This window comes from Variovorax sp. V213, assembly GCF_041154455.1.
Taxonomy (GTDB): domain Bacteria; phylum Pseudomonadota; class Gammaproteobacteria; order Burkholderiales; family Burkholderiaceae_C; genus Variovorax.
In genome coordinates, this window is record NZ_AP028664.1 from 3314584 (window position 1) to 3330476 (window position 15893).

Consider the following 15893-nt stretch of genomic DNA (forward strand, 5'->3'; position numbering starts at 1 on the left):
GGGCATGGCACTCACCCTGAACCTCCCCACCGCGAGCGGCTCGCTCGCGCCCTACGCCCTGCGCGGCACCGCGCCGGTGAAGCCCGATGCGGGCGTCAAGTTCAACCGCATCGCCTACTCGGCGGCGCACGTGGTGGCCGACCCGCTGGCCGCGATCGACCCGTGGCTGCAATGCGCGGTCGACTGGGACGCGACCATCGCCTACCGCCGCCACCTGTTCTCGCTGGGCCTGGGCGTGGCCGAGGCCATGGATACCGCGCAGCGCGGCATGGGCCTGGACTGGCCGACCTCGCTCGAACTGATCCGCCGCTCGCTCGATGCGGCCAAGGACGTGCCGGGCGCGCTGGTCGCCTCCGGCTGCGGCACCGACCACCTGAACATCGACGATGTGAAGAGCGTCGATGACGTGATCCGCGGCTACGAAGAGCAGATGGCCGCCATCGAGGCGCTGGGCGGCAAGCTGATCGTGATGGCGAGCCGTGCATTGGCCCGCGTGGCAAGGAGCCCGGCCGACTACGAGCGCGTGTACGACCGCATCCTGCGCCAGGCGAAGCAGCCCGTGGTGCTGCACTGGCTGGGCGACATGTTCGACCCGGCCCTCGCGGGCTACTGGGGCAGCAAGGACGCCGATGCGGCAATGGACACGGCGCTCGCGGTCATTGCCGCGCATCCGCACAAGGTGGACGGCATCAAGATTTCGCTGCTCGACAAGGACAAGGAAATCGCGATGCGGCGCCGCCTGCCGCCAGGCGTTCGCATGTACACCGGCGACGACTTCAACTACGCCGAGCTGATTGCCGGCGACGGCAACGGCCGCGAGCCGACGCACGGCAAGAGCGATGCGCTGCTTGGCATCTTCGACGCCATTGCCCCGGCGGCGAGCGCCGCACTGGGCGCGCTGGCGCAGGGCAACACCGAGAAGTTCCACGCGATCCTCGGCCCGACGGTGCCGCTGTCGCGCCACATCTTTGCGGCGCCGACGCGCTTCTACAAGACCGGTGTGGTGTTCATGGCGTGGCTCAACGGCCACCAGAAGCATTTCACGATGGTCGGCGGGCAGCAGAGCACGCGCTCGCTGCAGCACTTTGCCGAGTTGTTCCGCCTGGCCGACGCGGCCAACCTGCTGGAACATCCGGAACTGGCGGTGCTGCGCATGAAGACGCTGCTGGCCCTGCACGGCGTGGAAGGCTAGTCATGCGCGACTTCTCGCAGAACCACGACTGGCTGTCGATCAACACCGCGACCATTCGCAAACAGCTGGGCGCAGAGGTGCCGCTGGACCGCATCATCGACCAGTGCGCCGAGCACGGCATTCGCGCGATCAGCCCCTGGCGCGACCAGGTGGCCGCGGTCGGGCTCGACAAGGTCGCGAAGCAGTTGAAGGCGCATGGCATCGGCCTCTCGGGCTACTGCCGCGGCGGCTTCTTCCCTGCGGCCGATGCAACAGGCCTCAAGGCTGCGCTGGACGACAACCGCCGCGCCATCGACGAGGCGAAGACGCTCGATGCGCCCTGCCTCGTGCTGGTGGTCGGCGCCCTGCCCGGCGCGCTCGAAGGCAAGGCGGCGTACAAGGACATTGCCCGCGCCCGCAACGAGGTGCGCGACGGCATCGCCGCCTCGCTCGAATATGCCCGCGAGGTCGGCATGCCGCTGGCCATCGAGCCGCTGCATCCGATGCAAGCCGCCGACCGGGCCTGCATCAACACGCTCGAACACGCGCTCGACATTTGCGACGAACTCGACGCAGGCAGGAGCGGCATGCTCGGCGTGGCGCTCGACATCTACCACGTGTGGTGGGACCCGAAGCTGCAGCGGCAGATCGCCCGCGCCGGCAAAGAGCGCCTGCTGGCGTACCACGTCTGCGACTGGCTCACCCCCACGCGCGACCTGCTCTCCGACCGCGGGATGATGGGCGACGGCGTGGTCGAACTCAAGAAGATCCGCGGCTGGGTGGAGGATGCGGGCTTTGCGGGGTTCAGCGAGGTCGAGATCTTCTCGAATCTGAACTGGTGGCAGCGGCCCGGGAGCGAAACGCTGCACGTCTGCATCGAGCGGCACAGGCAAGCCGTCTGAATCCGGTTGCGGCGCCATCTGTGCTGCAATTCGCTTCATGGCGACCCCGACCCTCGACGACCTGCGCCGCTATGCAGTAGCGCGCACCTTGTTCAAGCCGACCACGCTGCCGAGCGCGATCCGCCAACTCGGCTTCGTCCAGGCCGACCCGATCCGCGCCCCGGCGCGCGCGCAAGACCTGACCTTGCGCCATCGCGTGAAGGACTACCACGCGGGCGATCTCGAAAACCGCTACACGCGGCTTGCCGTCGAAGAAGACTGCCTCGTGAACTACGGCTTCTTGCCGCGCGAGCACCTGGCGCTGATGCATCCGCGCGAAGCCAGGCAGCCCTGGGATGCGGACACCCGCCGCAAGGCTGCCGATGTGTTGGCCTTCGTGCGCGAACGCGGACCGGTGCATCCGCGCGAAGTTGAACAGCACTTCGCGCACGGCCGCGTCACGAACTACTGGGGCGGGTCGAGCAACGCCACCACGCGCCTGCTCGACGGCTTGCACTACCGCGGCATGCTGCGCGTAGTGCGGCGCGACAGCGGCACGCGCGTCTACGAGGCCGTGACCCATCTGCCCGCCGACGAGAGTCCTGCCGGCCGCGCGCAACGCGCCGCCGCGCTCATCGACCTGGTGGTGCGCAAATACGCACCGCTGCCCGCGGCAAGCCTGACCTACCTCGTGCGGCTGCTCGCTACGGCGCCCCGCATCTCTCGGCGCAGACGCAGGCCGCGCTGCGCCTGGCGCGCGAAGAACAACTCGCCAGTTGCAAGATCGACGGCACCGCCTGGTACTGGCCTGCCGGCGAGAACCCGGCCTCGAAGCGCCACGCACCCGACGACGCAGTGCGCCTGCTCGCCCCCTTCGATCCCGTGGTGTGGGACCGCCGCCGCTTCGAACTGCTGTGGGGCTGGACGTACAAGTTCGAGGCCTACACGCCGGCGCCGAAGCGGCAGTTCGGCTATTACGCGCTGCCGGTGCTCTGGCACGACCACGTGATCGGCTGGGCCAACGTGAGCGCACCGGAGGGCCGGCTGCAGCCGGCCTTTGGCTACGTCGACAAGAAGCCGCGCGACGCGGCGTTTCGCGAAGCGCTCGATGAGGAGCTGCACCGCATGACGCAGTTCCTCGCCGGCCGCTGAGCCGCCCCGGCAGAACCCCCGCGCCGCTGAAGGTCTGGCGCACGGGCGACAACCCGCGCCGCCGCTCGCTTCTAGAATCGCCCCGTCGTCCGGCATGCCGGATGGCAAGCGTTCTCAGGGCGGGGTGAAATTCCCCACCGGCGGTAATGGCGGCTTCTTCGAGAGAGGGACCGCACGAGCCCGCGAGCGCCCGTGGCCTGCAATGGGCTGCGGGGTCAGCAGATTTCGGTGCAATTCCGAAGCCGACGGTCACAGTCCGGATGAAAGAGAGCGCGAAATGCGGGCCGGCCCGCGCGCTTTGCAGTCTCTTGCAATGGCGCGCGGTCTGGCTTGCGGTTTCGTGCGCCCTGATTCAGGAAACCTGCTTTCAAGAGGCACACCATGAGTCAGATCAACGACCTTCCCCTTTCCGCCATCAACGCGTCGGGCAATCCGCGCGGCGAGCGCATCGCCTTTGTCGAGGCACAGTGGCACTCCGACATCGTCCACCAGGCGCGCGACGCCTTCCTTGCCGAAATGGAACGGCTCGGCGTGGCGCGCGACCTCATCGACGTGTTCGACGTGCCGGGCGCTTTCGAGATCCCGCTGCATGCCAAGCGGCTCGCCAATTCGGGCAAGTACGCGGCCATCGTCGGCTGCGCGCTGGTGGTGGATGGCGGCATCTACCGGCACGAGTTCGTGGCCAGCACCGTGGTCAGCACGCTGATGTCGCTGCAGCTCGAAACGGACGTGCCGATTTTCTCGGCCGTGCTCACGCCGCACCATTTCCATGAGCACGTGGAGCACCGCAAATACTTCCACCGGCACTTCGCCGTCAAGGGCACCGAAGTGGCCGAAGCCTGCGTGAAGACGCTCGAAGGCCTGAAGAAGGTCGACGCTCTGCTGGCTGCGTGACAACCGGCACGCAGCTGCAGTAATCTGGGCGGATGGCTTCTGCATCCGCTTCGAACGACCACTACACCCTCTACGGCGCTCCAGGTTCGGGCGCCACGCCCGTCCATGCAGCGCTGACGCTGATCGGCGCGCAGGTCGAGACCGTCGACATGGCCCCCTGGGAGGGCGAGTCCGAGCGCGAACGCGTGGCGGGCGTCAACCCGATGCGCCAGGTGCCCGCGCTCGTGCTGCCGTCCGGCGAAGTGATGACAGAGAGCGCGGCCATCCTGATCTGGCTAGGCGACCGCTATCCGGAAGCGGGGCTTTGCCCGGCGCCGGACGATCCGCTGCGCGCGCGCTACCTGCGATGGATGGTCTACTTGCCGGCGGCGATCTATTCGATGTACTGGGTGCGCGACGAACCCACGCGCCTCACGCCCGACCCGGCAGCGCAGGCCGTGATGCTCGAACGCACGGCCGAGCGCATTGCGCACTGCTGGCACCTGATGGACACGCAGATCGACGAACCCGCGCCCTACCTGCTCGGCAAGAAGCTGAGCATGCTCGACCTGTACGTCACGGTGCTCTCGCGCTGGACCCCGCATCGCAAACGCTTCTATCGCGAAGCACCCCGCATGGCCGGCGTGGTGCGGCGCGTCGATGCCGATCCGCGCCTGGCCGAGTTCTGGGCGGCCCGCTTTCCTTTTTCGATGGACCCGGAAACATGACCGCACGCACCCCGACCGCCGCCTACCCGATGACCATCTTCCACAAGCCCAACTGCAGCACCTCGCGCAATGTGCTGGGCTTGATTCGCGAGAGCGGCGTGGAACCCGAGATCGTTCTTTACCTGGAGACGCCGCCCACGAAGAAGAAGCTGCGCGAGTTGGCAAAGGCCATGGGCATGGGCGCGCGCGACCTGCTGCGCGCGAAGGAAGCGCCCTATGAAGCGCTGGGGCTGTCCGATCCGAAATGGACCGACGACCAGTTGTTCGACTTCATCGTCGAGAACCCGATCCTGCTGCAGCGGCCCATCGTCGTCTCTCCGCGCGGCACGCTGATGTGCCGGCCCTGGGCGCGCGTGCGCGAGATCCTGCCCACGGCGTAGGCCGAGCCGGCGCTTCAGCCGCGCTGCAGCAGCGCCGGCACGCCCGAGGCCAGCATCGCCACGCCCGAGGCGGTCAGCAGGCCCAGCACCACCTTGCGGAATGCGGTCTCGCTGATGCCGATATAGAGCCGCGCCCCCAGCAGCACCGGCACGGCGACGGCCAGCGCCACCAGCCCCAGCAGCGGCACCATCGAGCGGCCGATGCTGCCGCTTGCGAGGTGGATCGCGAACGCCACCATCAGCATCGAGAGATTGAAGTTCTGGATCACCGCGCGCTGTGTGTCGCGCTGAAAGCCGCGCAGCGTGCACCACAGTGTGGGAATGGTGCCCGAGAAGCCCCCGATGCCTGCCATGGCACCGCCGATGCTCCCCGCGATGCCGTCGGCGATTCGTCCGCCGAAGGTGACTTTCGGCAGGTGCTGCGACATCAGCATGGCAGGACACCACAGCACCAGCAGCACACCGAGGCAGACCTTGAAGACCACGAGGTCCAGGTGCGGCAACAGCCACACGCCGAAAGGGACGCCAACCAGCCCGCCGAGCAGGAAGGGCCACAGCACATGCCTGTCGAACGTGCGGCGCACCGTGACGGCGGCAATCACCTGGCCGGTGAGCGCGCCGAACAGGGCGAGGACCGCCGCCAGTTGCGGCTCCAGGGTCCAGGCCCAGACCGACATGGCGACCATTCCGAAGGCAAAGCCCGACAGGCCCTGCACAAAACCCGCCAGCACGGCGCCGGCGATCACATACACATACAAGGCCTGCATGCGGCCGATGATATCGGCCGCATCCCGTGCACCGCCCGTCGAGCCGGGGTCAGGCCGAGGCCGGCACCAGCGCCGTGCGGCGCACCCGCGTCACGTTGAAGGCGCTGGCAATCAGCACGGCCTGCACCAGTGCAAGGCCGACGATCACGCTCGTGTACTGCGCGTGGTCCATGAGGCGGCCGAACACCAGCGGGGCCAGGGCCTGTCCGATGTCGAGGCCCGCGTACACCACGCCGTAGACGCGGCCGGTGGCGTTGGGCGGCGTCGAGCGCTTGACCAGCAAGTCGCGCGAAGGCCCGGCCACGCCGGAGACGAAGCCCATGGCGCCGAACAGCACCGGCACCATCACGGGCGGAAACTGCGCAAAGGCGAGCACCAGCGCCAACGCGGCCGCAATGCCGAAGCCGGTGCCCACGATGCGTTCGCAGCGCGACGGGTCGGAGGCGAGAAAGCCGCCCACCACCATGCCAGCCGCGCTTGCCACCATGTACACCGTGAGACAGACCGCCACCAGCGCCACCGGCACCGCATGCAGGTGGCCTGCCGCCACCGGCGCGAAGGTCTGCACCACGCTGATCACGACGGCATAGAAGAAAAAGAAGCCGAAGCACATCCATACGGCGGGAATGCGCAGGAAGTCGAACTCCCCGCCGATGGGCGCCGGCTCGCCGTGTCCGGTGGCCTTCTGCACCGTCTTCACGTCGAGCGCGAGCACGCTGCGGTATGCCCAGAGCACCAGCAGCACCACGATGGCCAGCACCCCCGCCGACGCCAGCGCCACGCGCCAGGAGAAGGCGATGGCAATCGGCACCACGAAGGCCGGCGCCAGCGCCCAGCCCAGGCTGCCGGTGATGCCGTGCACGCTGTACGCGTGGCCGAGCCGCGTCGGCGCGACCTTGCGGTTGAAGAGCGTGTAGTCGACCGGGTGGAACACGCCGTTGCCGATGCCGCCCACGATGGCGCACAGCAGCAGCATCCAGTAGCTCTGGGCCAGGGCGTAGCCGAAAGCCGCCAGCGCCAGCGCACCGAGCCCCACGAAGAGCACCGGCCGCGGCCCCAGCTTGTCGACGATGAAGCCCGAGGCCGCCTGCACGATGCAGGAGACCACGAAGAACACCGTCAGCACTGCACCAAGCTCGGTGTAGCTGGCATTGAACGCGTCCTTCAGCCAGGGAAACAGCGGCGCGAGGATCAGCTGGCTGAAGTGGCTGATGGCATGGGCCAGGCCGACCAGTCCGATCAGCTGCGCGTCGCCGCGCAAGTTGGTGGAAGAAGCGGCTGTCGGAGAAGAAGTTGAAGACATGGATTGCTACAAAAAACCGGGGCAGGCACCGATGCTATGCGCGCTCGGCGCGGCAGAATGGCGATACAGCGACAACATTTGTCGAAACCATGCCAAGCGCCGTTTCCACCCCTTCCCCGGTCACCAGCGTGGCCTCGCTCACGCCGCATCTCTACGCACCCGATGCCGTGCGGCCGCTGCGCGCGAAGGAACACTTCCTGAGCGCCGACACTTTCGTCGAGTTGCACCAGCATCCGTGGCCGCAGCTCACCTTCTCGACCCGCGGCGTGATCCGGCTCAGCACGCAGGACGGCAGCTACATCGTGCCGCCGTCGCGCGCGGTCTGGGTGCCGGCCAACATGCCGCACAGCATCATGCTGATAGAAGACGCGGAGCTGCGTACCGTGTACCTGCATGCCTGGCTCGGACCGCCGTGGGAAAAGTGCGAGGTGCTCGAAATCAGCCCCCTGCTGCGCGCGCTGATGCTCGCGCTCGACACCACGCCCGATGGACTGCCACCGGCCGACCCGCATGCGCCGCAGCGCGAACGCATGATCGCCCCGCTGCTGGTGGACGAGCTGGAGCGCGCCACGCAGATCCGCATCGACGTGCCGCTGCCCACCGACAAGCGGCTGCGCCAGCTGTGCGAAACGCTGCTGCGCAATCCGGCCGACCGGGCCACGCTGGCCGAGCGTGCCGCGGCCATCGGCGCCAGCGAGCGCACCGTGGCGCGGCTGTTCCGCGACCAGCTCGGCATGAGCTGGCAGCAATGGCGGCAACAGGCCGTGATGGCGCACGCGCTGCCGCTGCTGGCGCGCGGCATGGCCGTGAGCCAGGTGGCGGCGGCCAGCGGCTATGCCACCGACAGCGCGTTCTGCGCCATGTTCAAGGCGGCCACGGGGCGCTCGCCCACTTCGTTCCAGCACCGGAAGCGATCCGCCGCCCTCTCCTGAATGGCGCCAAGCCGTCACGGCGCTCTGGCAAGATCGAAGGGCTGAAGAATCACGGACCATCCGACCGACTTGCCCATGGCGCCCCTTCCCCGATCGCATCGCCCCCAGGCCTGGACCACCGACGTCGGCGAGCGGATTCGCCGCCTCTTCTGGCTCAAGGCGATCGGGACCACGGTCTTCACCTGGCTTTTCTTCATCGGCTACTTTCACCTGCTGCGCAACCCGGCCTATCCGGTCGCGGTGATGCCGCTCACGGCCCTCGACCGCCTGATTCCGTTCCAGCCCTATGCGCTGGGCGCCTACCTTTCGCTCTGGTTCTACGTGGGCATCGCGCCGGGGCTGCAGCTGAGCTTTCGCGAACTGGTGGTCTATGGGCTGTGGATCGGCGCACTGTGCCTCACCGGCCTCGGCCTCTTCTACTTCTGGCCCACGCAGATACCGCCGCTTGCCATCGACGTGTCGGGCTTTCCCGGCTTTGCCATGCTGCAGGGCGTGGATGCCGCGGGCAACGCCTGCCCCTCGATGCACGTGGCCGTGGCCATCTTCACCGCCATCCGCCTGGACCACGTGCTGCGCGAGGCGCGCACGCCGTTGTTTCTGCGCCTGGCCAACTGGGCCTGGTTTGCCGCCATTGCCTGGTCGACGCTGGCCGTCAAGCAGCACGTGGTGCTCGACGCGCTGGCCGGCGCCCTGCTGGGAATGGCCTTTGCACTCCCTTCGCTGCGCTGGCGTCCGGAGGCCAGGAGCCGGGGCAATACATTGGTTGGAGCGGATATCATTGGCCATCACTGACCCACAAGCCGAGCGAGGAAGGGGTCGATCCCATGGAGCGCCCCCAGGGCGGCGATCGATCAGCGGCTAGTACTAGACGACAGGCATCGCACGATGAGTTCGCTGAAGGAATTGCAGGACCTGATCCACGAGAAGTACGGTATCGAACCGTCGAAGCTCGACCCCAACGCATCGATGCGCGAAACCGGCGGGCTCGACTCGCTGGCATTGGCCGAGTTCCTGTTTGCCATCGAAGACCACTTCGGCATCACCATGCCCGACGACGACGCGAACATCGACACCCTGGGCGAACTGGCCTTGCTGGTCGACAAGGTCAGGTCCGCGAAGACAGCGTGAACCACGAGGTCTGCGTCACCGGACTGGGCGTCGTGGCGCCGCATGGCGGCGATCCCGGCACGCTGTTCCAGTCCCTGCTGGACGGCCAATCGGCCATCCAGCCCGTCTTTCCCGACCTGCCCAAGCCCGCCGCCGCGGCCACGGTCGCTTTCGACGAAACACGCTGGTTCACCAAACTGCAGCTTGCGGGTGTCGACCGCGTGAGCCAGCTTGCCGTGGCGGCGGCCGACCTTGCGATGCACGACGCGGGCCTTGCCACGAGCGACGCCGATCCCGAGCGCGTGGGCGTCTATGCCGGCTGCGGCATGGGCGGTGCCGCGGCACTCGAGGCGGCCTACCGCGGCAATGGGCGCGTGTCGCCGCTCACCATTCCCGCCTTCATGCCCAATGCGCCCGCCGGCCATGTGGCCATGCGCCAGCGCGTGCAAGGCCCGGTGCTCACCTATTCCGTCGCCTGCGCCTCGTCGTCGGTGGCCATTGCCGAGGCCGCCAAGGCCATCCAGCGCGGCGAAGTCGACGTGGCCATTGCCGGCGGGAGCGAGGCGCTCATCGTGCCGGGCGTGGTGCTGGCCTGGCAGGCAATGCAGACATTGGCCGCCTTCCAGCCCGGCGAAGCGGCCGGCGCGGTGCGGCCCTTCGCGAGCGACCGCAGCGGGTTCGCGCTGGGCGAAGGCGCGGCCTTCCTGGTGCTCGAATCTGCCGAACGCGCGCGCAACCGCGGCGCCCGCAGCTACGCCACCCTGGCCGGCTGGGGCCTCAGCAGCGACGCCACCCACCTCACCAAGCCCGACGCTCCCGGCCAGGCCCGCGCATTGCGCGCCGCCTTGCGCCAGGCCAGGCTGCAGCCGCGCGATGTGGGCTATTGCAATGCGCACGGCACGGCCACGCGCATCGGCGACGTGGTCGAACGCAACGCGCTGGCAGAGGTCTGGGGCAACGACCTCGACCAATTGCGCGTCAGCTCCACCAAGGCACTGCACGGCCACATGCTCGGCGCCGCGGGCGCCATCGAGGCGCTGATCACAGTGCTTGCGCTGCACCGCCGGCAACTGCCGCCCAATGCCAACTGCAGCGAGATCGATCCGGCCTGCAGCCTGAACCTGGTGACGCAGAACGACACGAACGCGCCTGCGCTCGAAGCGGCCATGAGCAACTCCTTCGCTTTCGGCGGCACGAATTCGGTGCTGCTCTTTCGCCGCGCCTAAGCCGGCGATCGCTGCGACGACGCCCCGGCCTCGCAGAGCCACGCCAGGAACGCCTCTGCCAGCGGATCCGCCGTCCTGTTCGGCGCCATGAAGACGCTGTAGCCCCGGCTCGACGGCGCCCGGTGGGCGCAGGCCAGCACCAGCTCTCCCGAACGCAGTTCGCGCTCGACGAAATAGTGCGGCACCAGCCCCACGCCGAGATCGGCGCGCACCGCGGCCACCAGCGATGAGAAGAGATCGAAGCGATGCCCCGTCACCAGATTCTCGGGCGGCCGTGCATGCGCCGTCTGCCCGAACCATTCTTCCCACGCCCCCATGCGGGTGCGCAGCTGGAGCAGCGGCGCGGCGCGAAAGTCGCCACGCGCCATCGCGGCCCGGCCCTTCGCGCGGGGCGAACACACCGCGACGCAGAACTCGTCCATGAGAGGCCGCGCATTGGCACCGGGCCACACCGCGTCGTCGTACTGCACGCCCACGTCGAAAGGCATGTCCTCCATGTAGAGATCGGTGGGAAAGACCTGCAGGTGCAGGCTGCAGCCTGGATGCCGTGCGATGAACTGCGGCAGCAGCGGCGTCAGCCAACCCTCCGCCAGCACCGGCACCGCACCCACGATCAGGCGCAGGCCGTCGACGCGCTGCGCCATGGCTTCGAGCGTGTGGTTCTGCAGCCGCAGCAGATCGCCGGCGATCTGGCCGTGGTAGCGCCGTCCGGCATCGGTGAGCTCGGTGCCGCGCGCCGTGCGCTGCACCAGCCGCACGCCGATCTGCGATTCGAGAAGCCGCAACTGCTGGCTCACCGCGCTGTGGGTGAGGCACAACTCCTCCGCCGCCTTGCCCACGCCGTGGTGGCGGGCCACCGCATCGAAGATCAGCAGCGCACGGGTGCTGGGGATGTGGCGGCGCATGGCTGGCTCGTTAGAAAAACTGACATGAGTAAAGATTAAACCAGAGCAGGCGCGCACGATGACCGGAAGAATTGCTGACGGCGCCGCGCCGGCGCGCCTCGTTCACCGCTCCTTCCCCAGCTTCAAGAAAAGTCCTCCGCCATGCCTCACCGCGCATCGTTTCGCCTTGCCCCGATCGTCCTCGCCCTGGCTTGCGCCGCTGGCGTCGCCCACGCCCAGACGGGCGCCGTCGCAGCCACGCCCACACAGGTCCGGCCCGAAGTCGACAAGGCCTACACCCAGCTGATGGCGGCGCCCGCGATCCAGAAGCTGCTCGACGCGGTCAAGGCCGACCATGACCGCGCGGTCGAAGACCTGAAGATGCTGACCGAGATCGAGGCACCGCCATTCAAGGAGCAGAAGCGCGCCGAAGCCTTCCTCGCGCGCATGAAGGCGCTGGGCCTCGCCGACGCGAAGATCGATGCCGAAGGCAACGTGGTCGGCCTGCGCAAGGGCACGGGCAACGGGCCCAAGCTGCTGATCTCGGCCCACCTCGACACCGTGTTTCCCGCCGGCACCGACGTGAAGGTGAAGGAGCGCGACGGCAAGCTCTACGCACCCGGCATCTCGGACGACACGCGCGGCCTCTCGGTGCTGCTGTCGTGGCTCAAGGTGCTCAACGACAACAAGGTGCAGACGGTGGGCGACCTGCTGTTCGTCGGCAATGTCGGCGAGGAAGAACTGGGCAACCTGCGCGGCATGAAGGCGATCTTCCGCAACCACCTGGACATCGACGGCATGGTCGGACTCGAACCCGCAGCCGACGGCACGGTCCTGATGCTCGGCACGGGCAGCCACCGCTACGAAGTCACGTTCAAGGGCCCGGGCGGCCACAGCTTCGGCGCCTTCGGCCAGGTGCCCAGCGCAATCCACGGCATGGGCCGCGCCATTGCCAAGATCGCCGAGGTGCGCACGCCGAGCTTCCCGAAGACCACCTTCACGGTCGGCACCGTGGGCGGCGGCACCTCGGTCAACACCATTGCGCCCGATGCGCGCATGGCCATCGACATCCGCTCCGACGAAATGGCGCCGCTGCTCGAGACCGAGAAGAAGATCCTCGCGGCCATCGACGAAGCGGTGGCCGAAGAGAACAAGCGCTGGAACGTGACGACGCTCAGCGCAAGCAACAAGCTGATCGGCGACCGGCCAGGCGGCCGGACGCCCTCCGACTCGGTCATGGTGGAAGCGGCCATCCGCTCGAACACGGCTTTCGGCCACAAGACGCTGCTGTCGGGTGCGAGCACCGACGCCAACGTGCCGATGTCGCTCGGCATCCCGGCCATCATCATCGGGGCCGGCGGCAAGACCGGCGGCTTCCATGCGCTGTCGGAGTGGATCGACGTGACCGACGGCTGGAAGGGCGCGCAGAACTCGCTCGTCACGGTGCTGGGCCTGGTCGGCGTGCAGGGAACGAGCGCGCCGCTGCTGGAAAAGCGCGCCCCCCGCAGGGACTAGGCTCGGGAGGCAACTGGCGGCACCGTGGAGCCGGTTCCGCGGTGTTTCGCGCAGAGCAAGGCCTGGACTCTCCGGTATGCTGGTGGGCGCTTCTCCACCCTCGCCTGCCACGGGAGACCACCATGCACGCTCGCTCCACATTCATCGCCCTCGCCCTGCTCGCCGCGGGCGCCTCGGCAGCGGCCAACAACCTGCTCGACGAGCTGAAGGACCGGGCCGGTCCCGCTGCCGGCGCGCAAGGCAGCGGCTCCGCGCTCGGCAACCTCGGCTTCAAGATGCCCGCCATCGGCTCGAGCACCATCGGCAGCGCGGCCGGCGTGCTGCAGTACTGCGTCAAGAACAACTACCTGGGCGGCGATGCGGCCTCGGTGAAGGACAAGCTCCTGGCCAAGATCACCGGCCAGAAGCAGCAGGAAAAGAACTTCGAGAGCGGCGCGAAGGGTCTGCTGAAAGGCGGCGACGGCCAGACGCTCAACCTCAAGATGCTCTCGTCGAAGCTGAAGGTGAAGGCCTGCGACTATGTGCTGAAAAACGCCACGTCGCTGATCTGACCACGCGCCTGCGTGCCACGCGCGCGGCGCACCGCGCACGTGCTCTCCCGTTCTCTTCCGTGCGCTCGTAACGCTTCATGAATCCGGCAGCCCCCTCCTCCTCTTCTTCTTTGCGCCGCCGCCTCGCGCGCTGGATTCCCTGCCTCGCATGGCCCCGCCCGTCCGGCGCGCTGCTGCGCAACGAGGCGATGGCGGGCATCACGGTGGCGCTGATGGTCATTCCGCAGGGCGTGGCCTACGCAGCGCTGGCCGGCATGCCGCTGGTCACCGGCGTCTACGCGGCGCTGTTCCCGGCGCTGGTTGCGGTGATCTTCAGTTCCTCGCAGCGGCTGTCGGTCGGGCCCACCGCGCTCACGAGCCTGCTGGTGGGCGCCTCGCTCGCGCCCCTGGCGGTGCCCGGCAGCACCGAATGGGTGGCCATGGCGGTGTGGCTCACGCTGATGTCGGGTGCCATACAGATGGTGCTGGGCGCGGGACGTTTCGGCTGGCTGCTGCGGCTGGTGAATTCGCCGGTGCTGATCGGTTTCACGCAGGGCGCGGCGGTGCTGATCGCCATTTCGCAGTTGCCGGCTTTGCTCGGCTTCACGGGACGCACCATTGTGCAGGTGCTTCAGGGCGGGCCGCTGCCCGACCTTGTCGCCATTGCCTTCGGGCTGGGCAGCATCGCGGTGCTGTGGCTGGGCAAGCGGCTGGCGCCGCGTTTTCCGACCACGATGGCGCTGGTGGCGGGCGCCGCGGCCATCAGCTGGACGGCCAACTACGCGTTGCGCGGCGGGGCTGTGGTGGGCAGCCTGCCTTCGGGCCTGCCCTCTTTCTACTGGCCGGGCCTGCTGCCTTTGCACACGTTCAGCGCGCTGGTGCTGCCCGCGCTGATGATCACGCTGGTGAGCTTTCTCGAAACCGCCTCGAGCGCCAAGGTCGACAACGCGCGCGCCGGCACACTCTGGAACGAGAACCAGGACCTGATCGGCCAGGGCCTCGCCAAGCTGGCCTCGGGCTTCTCGGGCGCCTTTCCCACCAGTTCGTCTTTCTCGCGCTCGGCCATTACCCTCTACGCGGGCGCGCAGACCGGGTGGGCCACTCTGTTCAGCGTGATGGTGGTGGCCGGTGCGCTGCTGTGGCTGATGCCACTGCTCTATCACGTGCCGCAGGCGGTGCTGGCGGCGGTGGTGGTCACGGCCATCCTCGGGCTGGTCAAGCCCGCGAGCTTCGCTGCGCTGTGGCGCGTGTCGCGCATCGAGGCCGGCATCGCATTCAGCACCTTCGCGCTGACCATTGCCACCGCGCCGAGCATCTACTGGGGCGTGCTGGGCGGGCTGCTCGCGAGCATGGCGCACTACATGTACCGCCACCTGCATCCGCGCATCATCGAAGTGGGCCTGCATCCCGACGGCAGCCTGCGCGACCGCCACCTCTGGAAGTTGCCGCCGCTGGCACCGCATCTCTACGCGCTGCGCATGGATGCCGAACTCGACTTCGCATCGGCTTCCACACTCGAGCGCGCGCTCACGGTTGCGCTGGCCGAGCGCCCCGACCTGACGGACGTGTGCCTCTTTGCACAGCCCATCAACCGCATCGACATCACGGGCGCCGAAGTGTTCGGCTCGATCCGCCGGATGGTGGAGGCCAAGGGAGTGCGCCTGCACCTGAGCGGCCTGAAGCTGCCGGCCATGCAGGTGCTGGAGCGTGCCGGCCTGCTCGGGCCGGGACCGATGCTTTTCAGCTACCGCACCGACGCCGAGGCGCTGGCGGCGCTGGCACAGCGGCAAGAGGATCAGCGCGCCGCGACAAAAGGCTCCACAGAAGCCGACTTGATCTCGTAGCCGCTCACGCCCATGTCCACCGAGGAATAGCGCGCCGCCTTCAGCAGCCCGCTGACGCGCACCGTGTCCATCGCATGCAGGCCCTTCACGGTGTCGGCCGCAACCACATGCACGATCTGGTTGGCGGGCGGCGGCGGGGTGTGGATGCAGGCACCGAAATACGGCACCAGCAAAAATTCGCGAATGCCGCCCTGCGTGTTGTCGAGCGGAACGACGAAGCCCGACAGGCGCGCCGCCGTGCCGTCGAGCGCCACGTTGACCGGCGCGTTGTCCCAGACGGCGCGCATCTCGTCGAGCATCTGGATCGCGCGCGGGTCGTTGTCGCGCAGCGCCTCCAGGCTGAGGTTGCGGTAGCGCTTGGTCGGGTCCCAGTTCTTGGGGACGAGCTCTTCCCACTTGAGTTCCTGCACCGCGCCCATGGCAGCCGGGCTGGTGTCGGCAGCCGGGCCGCAGCCCACCAGGGCAGCCGCGCCCAGTGCCAGCAGAAAGGCCGGCAAAGCGCGGCGGAAGAAGGCTCTCATGGCTCCCATTGTGCTTGCGCCCCATGTCCCCCAGCTTAGTGGAGCCTTAACGATGGAGACAAATTGCCCACGCGCGGCC

Annotated in this window: 16 protein-coding genes, 1 pseudogene and 1 riboswitch; of the genes and pseudogenes, 13 read left to right on the top strand and 4 right to left on the bottom strand. The window is 68.2% G+C overall.

The features are described 5' to 3' along the window. Positions 1 to 4: 4 nt before the first annotated feature. The 6 genes and pseudogenes from ACAM55_RS15720 (at position 5) to arsC (ending at position 5185) form a co-directional block, all read left to right on the top strand. On the top strand, positions 5 to 1192 hold the full coding sequence (locus tag ACAM55_RS15720) for a dihydrodipicolinate synthase family protein (RefSeq protein WP_369652449.1): 1188 nt from the start codon (positions 5 to 7) through the stop codon (positions 1190 to 1192). A gap of 2 nt (positions 1193 to 1194) precedes the next feature. Then, positions 1195 to 2073 (top strand): sugar phosphate isomerase/epimerase family protein, encoded by an 879-nt coding sequence (locus ACAM55_RS15725; protein ID WP_369652450.1) that lies wholly within the window; start codon positions 1195 to 1197, stop codon positions 2071 to 2073. 37 nt (positions 2074 to 2110) lie between these two features. Then, positions 2111 to 3204, top strand: a pseudogene (locus ACAM55_RS15730) (crosslink repair DNA glycosylase YcaQ family protein). Positions 3205 to 3310: 106 nt separating this feature from the next. Next, positions 3311 to 3480: riboswitch (FMN riboswitch) on the top strand. A gap of 105 nt (positions 3481 to 3585) precedes the next feature. Further along, the gene (locus ACAM55_RS15735; protein WP_369652451.1) at positions 3586 to 4098 is read left to right on the top strand and encodes a 6,7-dimethyl-8-ribityllumazine synthase; all 513 of its coding nucleotides are present in this window, start codon (positions 3586 to 3588) and stop codon (positions 4096 to 4098) included. A gap of 32 nt (positions 4099 to 4130) precedes the next feature. Further along, positions 4131 to 4805, top strand: coding sequence for a glutathione S-transferase family protein (locus tag ACAM55_RS15740; protein WP_369652452.1), 675 nt, complete (start codon positions 4131 to 4133; stop codon positions 4803 to 4805). Further along, entirely contained in the window at positions 4802 to 5185 is a 384-nt protein-coding gene (gene arsC / locus ACAM55_RS15745) for an arsenate reductase (glutaredoxin) (protein ID WP_369652453.1), read from the top strand. Before ACAM55_RS15740 ends, arsC begins: the two co-directional genes overlap by 4 nt. 14 nt (positions 5186 to 5199) lie before the next feature. Here arsC and ACAM55_RS15750 read toward each other — a convergent pair whose 3' ends face one another. Further along, entirely contained in the window at positions 5200 to 5952 is a 753-nt protein-coding gene (locus ACAM55_RS15750) for a sulfite exporter TauE/SafE family protein (RefSeq protein ID WP_369652454.1), read from the bottom strand. Positions 5953 to 6001: 49 nt separating this feature from the next. Then, entirely contained in the window at positions 6002 to 7255 is a 1254-nt protein-coding gene (locus ACAM55_RS15755) for an MFS transporter (protein WP_369652455.1), read from the bottom strand. 89 nt (positions 7256 to 7344) lie between these two features. Between ACAM55_RS15755 and ACAM55_RS15760 the strand changes: the two genes are divergently transcribed. The 4 genes from ACAM55_RS15760 (at position 7345) to ACAM55_RS15775 (ending at position 10520) form a co-directional block, all read left to right on the top strand. Beyond that, complete coding sequence (locus tag ACAM55_RS15760; protein WP_055804758.1) at positions 7345 to 8187, top strand: helix-turn-helix domain-containing protein; 843 nt, start codon at positions 7345 to 7347, stop codon at positions 8185 to 8187. A 75-nt stretch (positions 8188 to 8262) separates the two neighbouring features. Beyond that, positions 8263 to 8979, top strand: a complete 717-nt coding sequence (locus ACAM55_RS15765; protein ID WP_369652456.1) for a phosphatase PAP2 family protein — start codon at positions 8263 to 8265, stop codon at positions 8977 to 8979. 93 nt (positions 8980 to 9072) lie between these two features. Further along, the gene (locus ACAM55_RS15770; protein ID WP_369652457.1) at positions 9073 to 9315 is read left to right on the top strand and encodes an acyl carrier protein; all 243 of its coding nucleotides are present in this window, start codon (positions 9073 to 9075) and stop codon (positions 9313 to 9315) included. Then, complete coding sequence (locus tag ACAM55_RS15775; RefSeq protein WP_369652458.1) at positions 9312 to 10520, top strand: beta-ketoacyl synthase; 1209 nt, start codon at positions 9312 to 9314, stop codon at positions 10518 to 10520. The genes ACAM55_RS15770 and ACAM55_RS15775 overlap by 4 nt, the downstream gene beginning before the upstream one ends. Here the strand turns inward: ACAM55_RS15775 and ACAM55_RS15780 are convergent. After that, the gene (locus tag ACAM55_RS15780; protein WP_369652459.1) at positions 10517 to 11425 is read right to left on the bottom strand and encodes a LysR substrate-binding domain-containing protein; all 909 of its coding nucleotides are present in this window, start codon (positions 11423 to 11425) and stop codon (positions 10517 to 10519) included. The genes ACAM55_RS15775 and ACAM55_RS15780 overlap by 4 nt on opposite strands. Before the next feature lie 141 nt (positions 11426 to 11566). Between ACAM55_RS15780 and ACAM55_RS15785 the strand changes: the two genes are divergently transcribed. The 3 genes from ACAM55_RS15785 (at position 11567) to ACAM55_RS15795 (ending at position 15293) form a co-directional block, all read left to right on the top strand. After that, complete coding sequence (locus tag ACAM55_RS15785; protein ID WP_369652460.1) at positions 11567 to 12919, top strand: M20/M25/M40 family metallo-hydrolase; 1353 nt, start codon at positions 11567 to 11569, stop codon at positions 12917 to 12919. Between the two features lie 122 nt (positions 12920 to 13041). Further along, complete coding sequence (locus ACAM55_RS15790; RefSeq protein WP_369652461.1) at positions 13042 to 13470, top strand: DUF2501 domain-containing protein; 429 nt, start codon at positions 13042 to 13044, stop codon at positions 13468 to 13470. Positions 13471 to 13547: 77 nt separating this feature from the next. Next, complete coding sequence (locus ACAM55_RS15795; protein WP_369652462.1) at positions 13548 to 15293, top strand: SulP family inorganic anion transporter; 1746 nt, start codon at positions 13548 to 13550, stop codon at positions 15291 to 15293. Here the strand turns inward: ACAM55_RS15795 and ACAM55_RS15800 are convergent. Continuing rightward, on the bottom strand, positions 15245 to 15814 hold the full coding sequence (locus ACAM55_RS15800; protein WP_369652463.1) for a DUF3299 domain-containing protein: 570 nt from the start codon (positions 15812 to 15814) through the stop codon (positions 15245 to 15247). The two genes, ACAM55_RS15795 and ACAM55_RS15800, sit on opposite strands and share 49 nt — an antisense overlap. Positions 15815 to 15893 lie beyond the last annotated feature (79 nt).